Here is a 14,589-nt window from a genome sequence, read left to right on the forward strand (position 1 = left end):
CGTGCGCGTAATCGGGCTCATGTCGGGGACTTCGTACGACGCCATCGACGCGGCGGCGGCCGACCTGACGATCGACGGCGACCGCCTGCTGCTCTCCCCGCTGGGTCTGATCACCCGCGGGTACGACGAGGAGCTGCGGACGTCGCTCGCCGCCGCGCTGCCGCCCGCCGCCACCACGTTGGCGGACGTGTGCCGCCTCGACACCCGCATCGGTCAGGCCTTCGCCACCGCGGCGGCCGAGGCGGACCGTGAACTGTGCGACGGGCGCGCCGAGTTGATCGCGTCGCACGGCCAGACGGTCTATCACTGGGTGGCGGGCGGCCAGGTGCACGGCACGCTGCAGATCGGACAGCCCGCCTGGATCGCCGAGGCGACGGGTCTCCCGGTGGTCGCCGACTTCCGCCCCCGCGACATCGCCGCGGGCGGCCAGGGTGCCCCGCTGGTCAGCATCGTCGACCGGATGTGGCTGCGCGGCAGGCCCGGCGCCCCCGCCGCCCTGAACCTCGGCGGCATCGCCAACATCACCGCCGCGGACGGCACCGCCTTCGACACGGGCCCCGCGAACGCGCTCGTCGACGCCGCCGTGCGCGAGCTGACCCGGGAGCGGCTCACGTACGACATGGACGGCGAGATGGCCGCGCGCGGCACCGTCGACGAGGGGCTGCTCGCGGTCCTGCTCCGCGAGCCGTACTACGCGCGCCCCGCCCCCAAGACCACCGGCAAGGAGCTCTTCCACCTGCCCTATCTGCGGGCGGCGCTCGCCGGGCACGAGGCGCTCGCCCCGCAGGACGTCATCGCCACGCTCACCCTCCTGACCGCCCGCACGGTCGCCGACGCCGTCAGGTCGGTGGACGCCTCCGAGGTCATCGCCTCCGGCGGCGGCACCCGCAACCCGACGCTGATGGCGTTCCTGCGGGCCGAGTTGGGGGGCAAGATCCCGGTGCGCACGTCCGACGAGCTCGGTCTGCCGTCCGCGGCGAAGGAGGCGTACGCCTTCGCGGTCCTCGGCTTCCTGACGGCGCACGGGCTGCCGGGGACGGTGCCGGAGAGCACGGGTGCGCGGCACGCGAGCGTGCTGGGGTCGATCACGCCGGGCCGGGCCGGTGTGCGGGTGCCCGCTCCTGAGGGCGGCGGTCCGGTGCGGTTGGTGGTGGACGGGCGGGGGCGGTGAACTCACCGCTCTCCGCGAGGAGTACGGCGGCCGGTCGGTGGCCTCCGTAGAGGCCCCCTCTCATCCCACTTTCACCGAATGCTCATACCCTGACGCCCATGACCCAGGTAACCCCTCCCGGCTGGTACCCCGACCCCGGCCAGACGACTGACGGCCCCCGTACCGAACGCTGGTGGGACGGGAACACATGGACCGACCAGGTGCGTGCGGTGGGAGCCGCCGCCGGATTTGGTGGCGCGCCGCCCGCGTCCCCTCCGGCCTATCCGCCCGGCGCCCCGACCGCATACCCCAACTACCCCGCCTATCCGGGACAGCCCGCCCCCCGCCGCGGCCTGCGCACAGGCATAGCCATAGGCGTGGCCGTGGCCGTCCTCGCGGGCATCGGCGGTGGCGTGTACTTCCTGACCGCCGACGACGACAACGGGGACAGCGACAGCGCCGCCAAGACGCCCTCCTCCGCGCCGTCGAAGCCCGGCGCGCCCCAGGAGCCGAAGGCTCCGGAGTCGTCGGAGCCGCCGGGCGGACCGTCCGGCGCGCCGCCCAGCGAAGAGGGGTACGCCACCGACATCTTCAGCGGCATCAGTCTTCCCGTGCCCGACGACTGGACCGGGCAGTCCGCCGGCGGCGGTGCCTCGGTGACGACCGGGCCCTATCCCTGCCCTCGGGACACCGACAAGACCTGCACCCGTGGCGGCGCTTACTCGGGGCCCGCCGAAAGGTTCAAGATCGACGCCAAGACGGCGGAGGCGGCCGCCAAGGCCGACATCTCCGTCAACGCCAAGGAGTCGTACGGCGGCAAGACCTACGGCAAGATCACCTCGCACAAGGAGCTGGAGTCCAAGGCGGTCACCGTGGCCGGTCAGAAGGGCTACCTCGTGCGCTGGAAGGCCGTCACCGAGAAGAGCGACGACGGGTACGTCCAGTCGCTGGCCTTCCCCTCTCCCACCCTGAAGTCGAAGATCGTCATCGTCCGCTTCGGCATCGACGTGAACGACAAGTCCCCGAAGCTGTCCGTGATGGACGAGATCACCAAGGGGATCAAGGCCGCGCCGGGCGGCGGGGGCGGCGACGGCCAGGAAGTCTGACCGGCCCAGGAAGTCCGACGGGCCCCGGGAACGTCAGAGCCGGGCGGGCGGAACCACGAGGATTCCGCCCGCCCGGCCAAGAGCGGCCACGCCACCCCCGTCCCCACGGTGCGGCGCGCCAGGCAGATCGGGGCCCGTCATCCACGGGGCCCCGGTCCACGATCAGGTGGCTCCGGTCAGCCCCAGAGCGGGCAGCACGCACGCCTCCACGAAGTCGGACAGGTACTCCTCGTCCGCTTGCTTGCCCTCCAGGACGGGCCGGGCCCGGACCACGCCCATGAGCTGAGCCGTGATGAATCTGGTGGCCGGATGGTCCGCGGCGATCTCACCCCGGGCCACCCCGCGCGCGATCACCTCGTCCAGCGCCTTCGTCTCCGGCTCGACCAGCGCTTCGCGCAGCGCGCTGCGCAGATCCTCGTCCTGGAGCACCGCGTGGCTCAGCGCCTGGACCAGCATGCTGTCCCGCGTCGACCACTCCCCCGCGGCCCGCGCCGCCTCGCGCAGGTCACCGGCGAGCGTGCCGGTGTCGATGCCCGCGAACCGCACGCAGCGGTTGGCGCGCAGCGCGGCGGCCACGAACTGGGGCTTCGTCTTCCACTGGCGGTAGAGCGTGGACTTGCTGCACCGGGTGGTCGCGGCCACGCCCTCCATGGTCACGGCGTCGTACCCGCACTCGCGGAGCTGGTCGAGGACGGCCTCGTAGAACTCCTGCTCACGCTCGGGCGTGATCTTGGAGCGGCGCGAAGAGCCCGCGGGGTCCGTCGTGCCTGCTTCTGCTGCCCGGTCCGGCGACGTCATGACTCTTCTCCTCGGTGCGGCGGCTTCGACCGACCCTATCGATACGCCAGTGTACCGGTACGGCCGCGTATCGGTACACTTACGTATCGGTACACTGGCGTATCGATGAGTGTGGCGCTCCACGACTGCAAGGTCCGCAACGACTCCGCGAGGCGCCTGACCACTCACTACCCGCACCACCCAGTCGTCACGTAAAGGGGCCGGGGGATGGAATCCCGAACCGAGCCTGCCGAAGGGAAACCGGACATAGCCGTCCGGGAGCCGGACACATCTGCCCGACCGCCCCTCGTCCGCGAGCTCCTCCTCGTCGTAGGACTCTTCCTCGTCTACAAGTTCGGCAGGCAGCTGGCCAACGGTCACACCGGTGAGGCCTTCCGCAACGCCCACCACGTGTGGAACGCCGAACGCACCCTGCGTCTGCCGGGCGAGGGCGCCGTGCAGCACGCGCTGCTCGGCAGCGACACCCTGGTGCACATCGCGAACACCTACTACGCGACCGTGCACTTCCCGGCCACCGCGCTCTTCCTGGTCTGGCTCTACCTGCGCAGGCCCCGGCACTACGTGTGGAGCCGCCGGGTGCTCGCCGCACTGACCGCGGCTGCCCTCGTGCTGCACCTGACCTTCCCGCTGGCGCCGCCGCGGATGCTGGCGGCCACCGGGCTCGTGGACACCGGGCAGGTGTACGGGCCCAACGTGTACGGCGCCACCCCGCAGACCGACTCGATGGCGAACCAGTTCGCCGCGATGCCCTCCCTGCACTTCGGGTGGGCGCTCATGCTCGCCGTCGGACTGATCGTCGCGACCTCCTCGCGGTGGCGCTGGCTGTGGCTGCTGCACCCGCTGATCACCCTGCTCGTGGTCGTCGGGACCGCCAACCACTACTGGCTCGACGCCCTTGCGGTGACCGCGCTGCTCGGCATCGCGCTCGCCGTGATCAAGCTGCCGGATCCCGCGCGCTCGCGTGTCGTGCGGCAGTACGCGCCGACGCGTGAGCTGGCCGCTCCCGGGGTCCGCCGATGAACGCCACCCTCCTCGCCGTAGCGCTCTCGCTCGTCTCGGCCGCCGCGTACGCCTGTGCCGCCGTGGCCCAGGAACGCCTCGCCACCCGCGTCACGGACTCCGGCAACGGCTTCCTGCGGCTGCTCGGCAGCGGTCCCTGGTGGTCGTCGGTCGGGCTCAACGCGTCCGCGGCGCTGCTTCACGTGGCGGCCCTGAAGTACGGTCCGCTCACCCTGGTGCAGCCGCTCGGCGCGCTCACCTTGGTCGCCGCCGTGCCGCTGGGCGCCCGCCTGGCCGGGCGGCGCGTCACCCCGCCGGAGTGGCGTGGCACCGGGCTCACGCTCATCGGCCTCGGCGCGCTGCTCCTCACCGCTTCCGGGCCCGCGCCCGACGACACGCTGACCCTGACGGAGGCGCTGGCCGTCGCGGGCGTCACGATGGCCGTGATCGGCGTGCTCTCCCGTCCCGGCACGCGGCCGGGGCTGCGTCACGCGACCGCTTCCGGGTTCGCCTCGGGTGTCGCGTCCGCGCTCACCCAGACCGTGACGGTCGCCGCGACGGACCGCTCGGGTCCGCTGCTCGCCCCGCAGGTGATCGTCGTGGCGCTGCTCGTCGCCGCGTTCGCCGCGGGCGGTCTCCTGCTGTCCCAGACCGCGTATCGCGGGGGCCTCGGCGCACCACTGGCCGTCGTCACCCTGGCCAACCCGGTGGCCGCCGCCGCCATCGGCCTCACCCTGCTCGGCGAGCGGCTGCAGGGAGGCGTGGCCGGGCTGTTCCTGGCGGCCGGGGGCGCGGCGATCGCGGCGTACGGAGTGCTGGTCCTGACCCGCTCACCACGGGACGAGGCGTCCTCGGAGGCACCTTCGGAGTTGTCCCCACAGGACTTCCTGCCGTCCATCCCCGGACAGACCGAACCCGCCGCGCTGCACCTGTCACGCCACTGAGGCTGGGGCGCGTCCTGGATCCAGGACGCGCCCCAGCACCGTTTCCGTGAGGAACAACCTCACCCGAAGCCGCGCGAGTCCTGCTTCAGGGCCGTGTCCACCGTCAGCGCCGTCGCCACGACGAGGCTCAGGAGCGGTTCGGGCAGCTGGTAGTGGATCTGCAGGACGTAGTTGTCCGCGGTCGTGAACATCGTCTTGGCGAGGCCTTCCCAGGTCTTCGTGATCCGGGCGACCTCGTTGTCCGCGTGGTCGACGATCGAGAAGTTCCAGGCGCGCCAGTTCTCGGCCTTGATCGCGCCGGCCTGCTGACCGTTCACCATGATCGCGAAGTTGATCTTCCCGATCATGTTCTGCTGGACGATCTCACCGATCGGCTGGCCGTCGGGGCGCTCGACGATGACCCGCGACTTCATGAACTTGCGGGGGCGGGTCAGGTTGAGCACCGGCTGCCCGTACGCGTCACGGATCTCGAGCTTGTGCGTCATGAACTGGTCGACGCTGGAGACGAAGCGCGCGACCTTCTTCAGCGTGCTCTGACCGACCTGCACGACCGAGCCGAGCGTGTTGCCCGCCTGGTCCATCACGCTGTACTCGTTCGTCAGCTCGATGAGCTTGGCCTTCTGGTTCACGACCAGGACCGGCTCGGTGAAGAGCGAGCCGCCGCCCTGCGACGTGGGGGTGACGCCCGCCTGCTGCTGGACCTGCCGCTGCACCTTGGCCGGGTCGGCCTGCGGGGCCCCCTGCTGGGGGTGGCTGTAGTGGGCCTGCTGCTGGACCGCCTGCTGGCCGTACGCGGCCTGCGCCGGCTGCTGGGCTGCCTGCTGCTGAGCCACGTGGGCCTGCTGCGGGACCTGCTGAGGCTGGGCCTGCTGGGCCTGCGCCTGCTGACCACCGGCCTGCTGGCCCGGGTTGGTGTGCTGGGTCCACTGGGAACCGTCCCACCAACGCAGCAGCTGGGGCGCGCCCTGGGGGTCCGGATACCAACCTGCAGGAGTGTTCGATTGCGTCGTCACCCGGGCACACTACCCCGCGAACGGGGGCGCTTCGCCAGCCCCTCGCGCCCCCTGTGACACCTGACTCACCGGGGTTGATTCCCGACGCGCACCTCGACCCTCAGCTGCTTCTCCCCCTCGCGCATCTCCACGGCCCCGACCCGTCCCGCGACCCGCACGTCCGCCTGTGCGAGGTCGAAGCGGTGCAGGCTCGCGCGCGGCCCGAAGACCACCACTTCCGCGACCTCGGCCCGCATGGAGAGCCGGGCCTCCGACTTCGCCCTGCGGATCGCCGCGATGACCTCCGAGGCCGTCGCCAGGACCGAGGCGTCCGCTCCTTCCGGGGCCTCGGGAGTGGGCCACGCGGCGCGGTGGACGGAGCCCTGGGCGTACCAGGACCACACCTCCTCCGTGACGAAGGGCAGAACCGGCGCGAACAGGCGGACCAGCGCGTCGAGAACGGTCCGCAGCGTCGCGCGCGCCGACTGCGTCCCCGCGTCCTCGCCCTGGTCGCCGTACGCCCGCGCCTTCACCAGCTCCACGTAGTCGTCGCAGAAGCGCCAGAAGAATCGTTCCGTACGCTCCAGCGCCCGCGCGTAGTCGAAGTCGTCGAAGGCCGCGGTCGCCTCCTCCACGGTGGCGGCGAGGTCGGCGAGCACCGCCCGGTCGAGCGGTTCGGTGACCGGAGCCGGCTCCGCCCCTCCGGCCGCCTCGCCGAGGCTCAGCACGAACTTGCCGACGTTCAGGAGCTTGGTCGCAAGGCGGCGGCCGACCTTCATCTGGCCGACGTCGAACGCCGTGTCCGTGCCGGGCCGCCCGCTCGCCGCCCAGTAACGGACCGCGTCCGAACCGTGCCGCACGAGCAGGTCCCCGGGCGTGACCGCGTTCGACTTCGTCTTCGACATCTTCTTGCGGTGGGGGTCGAGGATCCAGCCGGAGATCGCGGCATGCCGCCACGGCAGCTCTCCTTGCTCGGCGTGCGCACGCACCACCGTCGAGAACAGCCAGGTACGGATGATCTCGTGGGCCTGCGGCCGGACGTCCATCGGGAAGACGCGCGCGAACAGGTCCGGGTCCGAGCGCCAGCCGCCGGCGATCTGCGGGGTGAGCGAGGAGGTGGCCCAGGTGTCCATGACGTCCGGGTCGCCGGTGAAGCCGTGCGGCTCGCCCCGTTGCGCGTCCTCGTACCCGGGCGGCGCCTCCGCGCTCGGATCGACGGGCAGGGCGGAGACGTCCGGGACGATGGGGTGGGCGTGGTCGGGCTCGGCGTTGCCGTCCAGGGGGTACCAGACGGGGATCGGGACGCCGAAGAAGCGCTGCCGACTGACCAGCCAGTCGCCGTTCAGGCCACCGACCCAGTTCTCGTACCGCACCCGCATGTGCGGCGGATGCCAGGTCAACTCGCCGCCGCGCGCCATGAGTTCGCCCCGCAGGACTTCGTCGCGGCCGCCGTTGCGCAGGTACCACTGCCGGGTGGTGACGATCTCCAGGGGCCGGTCGCCCTTCTCGTAGAACTTCACGGCGTGGGTGACGGGCCGTGGTTCACCCTCCAGTTCGCCGCTCGCCCGCAGCAGCTCCACGATCCGCTCGCGTGCGGTGTGCGCGGTGGCGCCCGCCAGCTTCGCGTACGCGGCGACGGCGTCCGCCGACTCGATCCCGCTCGGCGGCTGCGCGAGGAAGCGGCCGTCCCAGCCGATCACCGGCCGTGTGACGAGCCGCAGTTCACGCCACCAGGTGACGTCAGCCGTGTCGCCAAAGGTGCAGATCATCGCGATGCCCGTGCCCTTGTCCGGGACCGCGGCGCGGTGGGCGACGACGGGCACCTCGACGCCGAAGAGCGGGGTGCGGACGGTGGTGCCGATCAGGTCCTCGTGGCGCTCGTCGTCGGGGTGGACGACGAGCGCGACGCAGGCCGGGAGGAGTTCGGGACGGGTGGTGTCGATGACGACCGGCCGGTCGTCGGGGCCGTGGAAGGTGATCCGGTGGTAGGCACCGGGCCGCTCCCTGTCCTCCAGTTCGGCCTGCGCGACAGCCGTGCGGTAGGTGATGTCCCACAGGGTGGGCGCCTCGGCGATGTACGCCTCGCCGCGCGCCAGGTTGTTGAGGAACGCGAGCTGCGCGGTGGCACGCGCCTCGGTGCCGATCGTGCGGTACGTGCGCGACCAGTCGACGGACAGGCCGAGCAGCCGCCACAGCTCCTCGAAGGCTTTCTCGTCCTCGATGGTGAGGCGCTCGCACAACTCGATGAAGTTGCGCCGCGAGATGGGAAGTTGGTTCTTCGCCGGTGTCTCCGGCGGCCGGAACGAAGGATCGTAGGGCAGTGAGGGATCGCACCGGACGCCGAAGTGGATCTGGACGCGGCGTTCGGTCGGCAGGCCGTTGTCGTCCCAGCCCATCGGGTAGAAGACTTCCTTGCCGCGCATGCGCTGATAGCGGGCGACGGTGTCGGTGTGCGTGTACGAGAAGACGTGTCCGACGTGCAGGGATCCGCTGACCGTGGGGGGCGGGGTGTCGACGGAGAAGACCTCCTCCCGCGTCCTGGTGCGGTCAAAGGCGTATACGCCCGACTCGTCCCATCGCCTCGACCATTTCTCCTCGAGCCCGTCGAGAGAGGGTGTGCCGGGGGCGCCGTCCGCGCTGGTGCGATGGGGGAAGGTCATGCCTCCGCATGCTAAGCGCGGGCGGGATGCGCGGGCCTCTTGTTTTCGCGGCACGGCGGCCCCAGGTGCCTGCGCTCCTGGGGCCGCCGGGTGGGTCAGGCGGAGATGATCGCCGGGTCGCTGACGCCTGCCTGGCCGGTCTCCACGTGCCCGGAGAAGCGGCGCAGGAAGCCGGCGTCCGCGTCGGACTTCACCGTCACGTCGTACCAGCGCTTGCTCGCCCGCAGGTCGACGGTGTGCTCGACGGTGCTGCCCGCCTTCACCTTGAACGTCTGGGCGGCGCCGCCGTAGGAGTTGGAGACGCTGAGGTTCACGTCCGCGCTGCCCGCGTTCTTCAGGGTCAGCTTGAGGTTGCCGGTGGCCTTGTCGTGGCGGGCGGTGACCTCGGGGCCCGCCGCCTTGCCGGGACCCTTGAAGACGCGCAGGAAGCCGTTGGGCCCGAACACCGACAGGTCGTACGCACCCTTCGAGTACGCCGTGTTCCAGGTGTCGGAGATCTTCTTGCCGGCCTCCGTGGTGTACGTCCAGGGCCCGTCCGTACGGTTGCCGGAGCGGACGTGGAAGCAGACCCCCGCCGCGTCTCCGCCACCGAACGTCAGCGTGAACTTGCCGTCGGCGGGCGCCCCGGCCCCGTCCACCAGCGGTGCGTACGGCAGCGGGCGCGCGGGCCGCGAGCCGGTCTCCTGCTTGGGCAGGTTCGCCTTCGCGGGGGCCTTGGGCACGTAGTCGGGGTGGCGCTCCTTGTCCGGCGGCTCGTAGGCGTCGGTGTCCGGCAGCGTCGCGGGGTCGGTGTCCTTGCCCGCGAAGTCGAAGGCGGAGGTGAGGTCGCCGCAGACGGCGCGCCGCCACGGCGAGATGTTCGGCTCGCGGACGCCGAAACGCTTCTCCATGAACCGGATGATCGACGTGTGGTCGAAGACCTCGGAGTTCACGAAGCCGCCGGTGCTCCACGGCGAGACGACGACCATCGGGACGCGCTGGCCGAGGCCGTAGTGCCCGGCGGCGTACTGCGCGTTGCCCGGGAAATGGTCGAGCGCGGTGTCGACGGTGGACTTGCCCTGGTTGGCGTCCTTGGGGACGTACGGCGGCACGACGTGGTCGAAGTAGCCGTCGTTCTCGTCGTACGTGATGAACAGCGCCGTCTTCGCCCACACGGCGGGGTTGGAGGTGAGCGCGTCAAGGACCTGGGAGATGTACCAGGCGCCGAAGTTCACCGGCCAGTTGGGGTGCTCGCAGAAGGCCTCGGGGGCGGCGATGTAGGAGACCTGCGGGAGCTTGTCGGCCTTCACGTCGGCCTTGAGGAGGTCGAAGTAGCCGTCGCCCGCCTTCACGTTCGTGCCGGTGCGCGCCTTGTCGTAGAGGGGGTCGCCGGGCTTGGCGTTGCGGTACTTGTTGAAGTAGAGCAGCGAGTTGTCGCCGTAGTTCCCGCGGTAGGCGTCGTCTATCCAGCCCCAGTGTCCGGCCTGGTCCAGGCCGTCGCCGATGTCCTGGTAGACCTTCCAGGAGACCCCGGCCTGCTCCAGGCGCTCGGCGTACGTCGTCCAGTCGTAGCCCGCCTCCTGGTTGCCGAGTACCGGGCCGCCGCCCTTGCCGTCGTTGCCGACGTGACCCGTCAGCATGTAGTAGCGGTTGGGGTCGGTGGCCCCCATGAACGAACAGTGGTAGTCGTCGCAGACGGTGAACGCGTCGGCGAGGGCGTAGTGGAACGGGATGTCGTCGCGCGTCAGGTACGCCATCGTCCGCTCGGACTTGGCGGCGATCCAGTTGTCGTACTTGCCGTTGCCGAAGGCGCTGTGGCCACCGGCCCAGTCGTGGTCGAGGCCCGCTATGAACTGCATGCCGAGGTCTTCGGCGTCCGGGTGGAAGGGCAGCACTTCCTTTCCGCCGCCCGACTGGTTCCAGACGGGTTTGCCGCTGGGCAGGGTCACGGGGCGCGGGTCGCCGAAGCCGCGTACGCCCTTCATCGTGCCGAAGTAGTGGTCGAACGAACGGTTCTCCTGCATCAGGACGATGACGTGCTCGACGTCCTCTATGGAGCCGGAGCGGCGCTGTGCGGGCAGGGAGGCGGCGCGGGCGATGCTCTGCGAGAGCGACGCGAAGGCCGCGGTGCCTCCGGCGAGTTGCATGAAACGGCGCCGATTGAGTTCTGGCATGTGTGGATTCGACCTCGTCATGTGGGGTGTGGGGGGCGTGAGCGGGTGCAGTGTGTCAAGGGGAGCAAGGATCAGGGAAGGGGCCGTGACCTGGATGTGAAGAGAAGTCCAACCCTTGGTGGGAAGGACACAAGGCCTGACGCTATGGGCCCAAAGTTCCTTGCTTGACACATAAGCACCGACACGCCCGACAACGCCCCGGTCAGCTCGTGAGGACGACGAGCTGCTGGGTCGCCCGGGTCATCGCGACATAGCGGTCGACCGCGCCTTCGACGCCCTCGCCGAAGTTGTCCGGGTCGACGAGGACGACCAGGTCGAACTCGAGTCCCTTGGCGAGCTCCGGGGTCAACGACCGGACACGGGACGTCTCCTGGAAGGCGGGATCTCCGATGACACAGGCGACCCCGTCGGCGTGCGCGGCGAGCCAGCCGTCGAGGACCTTGTCCAGCTCCGTCACCGGACCGTGCACCACGGGGATGCCGCTGCTGCGGATGGAGGTGGGCACATTGGCGTCCGGGAGCGCGGCCCGGATGACCGGCTCGGCCTCCGTCATGACCTCTTCCGGCGTCCGGTAGTTGACGCTCAGGGAGGCCACCTCGACCCGGTCGAGGCCGATCCGCTCAAGGCGCTCCTGCCACGACTCGGTGAAGCCGTGCCTGGCCTGCGCGCGGTCGCCGACGATGGTGAAGCTGCGGGACGGGCAGCGCAGCAGCAGCATCTGCCACTCCGCGTCCGTCAGCTCCTGGGCCTCGTCCACGACGACGTGCGCGAACGGTCCCGCGAGGCGGTCCGGGTCGGCGGGCGGCAACTCGGACTCGTCGACCAGGCTGACCTGGGCGTCCTGGCCACGCAACATCGTCACCAGGCCCTCGCCGTCGTCGCCGTCGGCGCCGGAGGCGGACGCGGCGTCGATCAGGTTGTCGACGACCTGCGCCATCTGCTCGCGCTGGGCGGCGAGGATCGCCTCGTGCCGGCGCTTCTGCCGGGCCGCCTCCGGGTCGCCGAGCCGCTGGCGTGCCGCGTCCAGGAGCGGCAGGTCGGGGACCGTCCAGGCCTGGGGCGCCGCCTTGCGCAGCAGCGTGCGCACCTCGTCCCGGTCGAGCCAGGGCGCACACATCCGCAGGTAGGCGGAGTTCGACCACAGGTCTGCGACGACGTCGGCGGCTTCGAGCAGGGGCCACGCCTGGTGCAGGGTGGTGACCAGCTCCTCGTCGTGCCGCAGCGACCGCTCGAAGAGCTCGCCGGGGACGTCGCCGTCGACCTTGTCGAGGAGGATCGCGACGAGCTCCTCCCAGATCTGCTCACGCGCCTCGTTGTGCGGGGTGCCGCGTCCCGCCGCGTCGAACGCCTCCGCCCAGTCGTCGGCGGTCAGCCGGACGTCGGCCCAGTCGGTCGAGACGGTCATCCCCCTGGTGGGCGGCTCCTCGTAGAACCTGACGGCCTTCTCGATCGCCTTCACCATGTCCGCGGACGACTTCAGGCGGGCCACCTCCGGGTCGCTCTCGGCCTGTGCCGTGGCCCCCTCGGTGACCAGATCCTCCAGGATGCAGGTCTGCACGCCCTCCTCGCCGAGGCTGGGCAGGACGTCCGCCACGTAGTTCAGGTAGGGGCGGTGCGGGCCCACGAAGAGCACGCCTCCCCGGCTGTGCCCGAGGCGCGGGTCGGAGTAGAGAAGATAGGCGGAGCGGTGCAGGGCGACGACGGTCTTGCCCGTTCCCGGGCCGCCGTCGACGACGAGAGCGCCGCGCGAACCCGCCCGGATGATGGCGTCCTGGTCGGACTGGATGGTGGCGAGCACGTCGCGCATCCGCGACGAGCGATTGCTGCCGAGGCTGGCGATGAAGGCGGACTGGTCGTCGAGCGCCGCGTGCCCGTCGAGCGCGTCGGCGGTGAACACCTCGTCCCAGTAGTCGCTGATCCGTCCGTCGGTCCAGCGGTATCTGCGGCGGCTCGCCAGCCCCATCGGGTCGGCGTGGGTCGCCGCGAAGAACGGCTCGGCCGCGGGGGCGCGCCAGTCCAGGAGCAGCCGGCGCCCCTCGCTGTCGGTGAGGCCGAGCCTGCCGATGTAGACGGGCTCGGGGTCGTCCGCGGTCACGATGTGCCCGAGGCACAGGTCGAGGCCGAAGCGGCTCAGCGTGCGCAGGCGCCCGGACAGGCGGTGGATCTCCAGGTCCCGGTCCATCGCCTCACGGCCGATGCCGCCGGGCGCCCTGCGCTGGGCGTCGAGGCGGTCGGACACTTCGGCGACGGTCTGCTTCAGGCTCTGCTCGATGGCGGCGAAGTGCTGCTCGTCGTGGGCGATCAGCGCCGGGTCGGCCTTGGGGGCGAGGCGGGCGGGAAGGTCGAACGCAGACAGCAACGCAGGCACTTGGTGAGTCTCCCGTTTTCGCAGGTCGTGGGCTTAGGCCTGCGATTGTGCGGGATGACCGGGGCCTTGCCGCAAGCCCCCCACTGCGCTATAAATTAAGAGTGGCAAGGAGTGGGAACACCTCCTTGCCTTATTTTTTTGTCTCCTGCCTTGTCCCCCGCTTGTCCCCCGCTTGTCTCCTGCCGGGCCGGCGCTTCCAGCGATCGAGGAGAGTCATGACCGCACGCATCCATGGAACCGTAGCCACGGGATTCGAGGGCGTACGCGAGGAGTTCGAGCGCAACTTCGCCGAGCGCGGCGATCTCGGGGCTTCCGTCGCGGCGACGGTCGACGGTGAGTTCGTCGTCGATCTGTGGGGCGGGGACGCGGACAAGACGGGCACGCGCGCGTGGGAGCGCGATTCGCTGGTGAACGTGTACTCCACGACCAAGGGGATGACCGCGCTGTGCGCGCATCTGCTTGCCGACCGGGGCGAGCTCGACCTGGACGCGCCCGTCGCCCGCTACTGGCCGGAGTTCGCCCAGGAGGGCAAGGCCGACATCCCGGTGCGCTGGCTCCTGAGCCACCGCTCCGGGGTGATCGCGCCGCGCGAGCCCATGACACCGGACGACCTCTACGACTGGGAGAAGGTCTGCGGGGCGCTGGCCGCGACACCGCCGTGGTGGAAGCCGGGTTCGGCGCAGGGGTACCACGCGCTGAGCTTCGGCTATCTGGTCGGCGAGGTGGTCCGGCGTGTCACCGGGGTCTCGCTCGGCACGTTCCTGCGGAGCGAGGTCACGGGGCCGCTTGGCGCGGATGTGTACGTGGGCACTCCGGAGAGCGAGCACGGCCGGTGCGCGAACATGGCGAGGCCGCTCGCCTCGGACGGCCCGCGCAGCGCGCTCGGCTCCGCGCCTCCGCCCGCGCCACCGGTGGCGTCGATCGACGCCCACCCGATGGCCGTCGTCACGCTCGCCCTGCAGTACCTGCCCGTCGGCAACGTGAACAGTGCGGCCTACCGCTGCGCCGAGATCCCCGCGGCCAACGGTCACGCGTCCGCGCGGGGGCTCGCCACGGTGTACGCGGCGCTGGGCGGCGGCGAGCTGCTGAGTTCCGCGGCGCTCGAGCGGCTCCGGACGCGGCAGGGCGAGCCCGACGAGCCGGACCTGGTGCTCGCGGCGGGCACGGCGTGGGGCGAGAAGTGGGACTGGGGACTCGGCTACATGCTGAACCGGTACGGGCAGGCGGGCCCCAATCCGCGGGCCATGGGGCACGGGGGTGCGGGCGGTTCCTACGCGTTCGCCGATCCCGAGAACCGGGTCTCGTACGCGTACGTGATGAACCGGATGGGCGGCGGGACCTCAGGGGAGGATCTGCGGAGCGTGCATCTGGTGGGAGCGCTGTACCGCGGGCTGAAGTAGGGAGACCGTAATCTGCCCC

At 71.0% G+C, this 14,589-nt stretch carries 10 protein-coding genes; 5 read left to right on the forward strand and 5 right to left on the reverse strand.

The annotated features are described in order from the left end of the window. Position 1: 1 nt before the first annotated feature. Together AB0I66_RS12160 and AB0I66_RS12165 are read left to right on the forward strand one after the other, a co-directional pair. Positions 2–1,171 (forward strand): anhydro-N-acetylmuramic acid kinase, encoded by a 1,170-nt coding sequence (locus tag AB0I66_RS12160; RefSeq protein ID WP_363207657.1) that lies wholly within the window; start codon positions 2–4, stop codon positions 1,169–1,171. A 98-nt stretch (positions 1,172–1,269) separates the two neighbouring features. Continuing rightward, entirely contained in the window at positions 1,270–2,256 is a 987-nt protein-coding gene (locus tag AB0I66_RS12165; RefSeq protein ID WP_363207658.1) for a DUF2510 domain-containing protein, read from the forward strand. 162 nt (positions 2,257–2,418) lie between these two features. Here the strand turns inward: AB0I66_RS12165 and AB0I66_RS12170 are convergent, their stop codons facing one another. Beyond that, positions 2,419–3,054 (reverse strand): TetR/AcrR family transcriptional regulator C-terminal ligand-binding domain-containing protein, encoded by a 636-nt coding sequence (locus AB0I66_RS12170; RefSeq protein WP_363207659.1) that lies wholly within the window; start codon positions 3,052–3,054, stop codon positions 2,419–2,421. A 207-nt stretch (positions 3,055–3,261) separates the two neighbouring features. Here AB0I66_RS12170 and AB0I66_RS12175 point away from each other — a divergent pair, with 207 nt between their 5' ends. After that, on the forward strand, positions 3,262–4,074 hold the full coding sequence (locus AB0I66_RS12175; protein WP_363207660.1) for a phosphatase PAP2 family protein: 813 nt from the start codon (positions 3,262–3,264) through the stop codon (positions 4,072–4,074). Continuing rightward, entirely contained in the window at positions 4,071–4,997 is a 927-nt protein-coding gene (locus AB0I66_RS12180; RefSeq protein WP_363207661.1) for a DMT family transporter, read from the forward strand. The genes AB0I66_RS12175 and AB0I66_RS12180 overlap by 4 nt, the downstream gene beginning before the upstream one ends. Before the next feature lie 59 nt (positions 4,998–5,056). Here AB0I66_RS12180 and AB0I66_RS12185 read toward each other — a convergent pair whose 3' ends face one another. From AB0I66_RS12185 to helR, 4 genes are all read right to left on the reverse strand, one after another. Further along, the gene (locus AB0I66_RS12185) at positions 5,057–6,010 is read right to left on the reverse strand and encodes a phospholipid scramblase-related protein (protein WP_363207662.1); all 954 of its coding nucleotides are present in this window, start codon (positions 6,008–6,010) and stop codon (positions 5,057–5,059) included. A 65-nt stretch (positions 6,011–6,075) separates the two neighbouring features. Next, entirely contained in the window at positions 6,076–8,649 is a 2,574-nt protein-coding gene (gene valS, locus AB0I66_RS12190; RefSeq protein WP_363207663.1) for a valine--tRNA ligase, read from the reverse strand. 95 nt (positions 8,650–8,744) lie between these two features. Further along, the gene (locus AB0I66_RS12195) at positions 8,745–10,802 is read right to left on the reverse strand and encodes a phosphocholine-specific phospholipase C (protein WP_363207664.1); all 2,058 of its coding nucleotides are present in this window, start codon (positions 10,800–10,802) and stop codon (positions 8,745–8,747) included. 202 nt (positions 10,803–11,004) lie between these two features. Then, positions 11,005–13,170, reverse strand: a complete 2,166-nt coding sequence (gene helR / locus AB0I66_RS12200; RefSeq protein WP_363207665.1) for an RNA polymerase recycling motor ATPase HelR — start codon at positions 13,168–13,170, stop codon at positions 11,005–11,007. Positions 13,171–13,385: 215 nt separating this feature from the next. On the opposite strand from helR, the gene AB0I66_RS12205 reads away from it, so the two are divergent. Next, complete coding sequence (locus tag AB0I66_RS12205) at positions 13,386–14,570, forward strand: serine hydrolase domain-containing protein (RefSeq protein ID WP_363207666.1); 1,185 nt, start codon at positions 13,386–13,388, stop codon at positions 14,568–14,570. The last annotated feature ends 19 nt before the right edge of the window (positions 14,571–14,589 follow it).

The organism is Streptomyces sp. NPDC050439 (assembly GCF_040655335.1).
Taxonomy (GTDB): Bacteria; Actinomycetota; Actinomycetes; order Streptomycetales; family Streptomycetaceae; genus Streptomyces.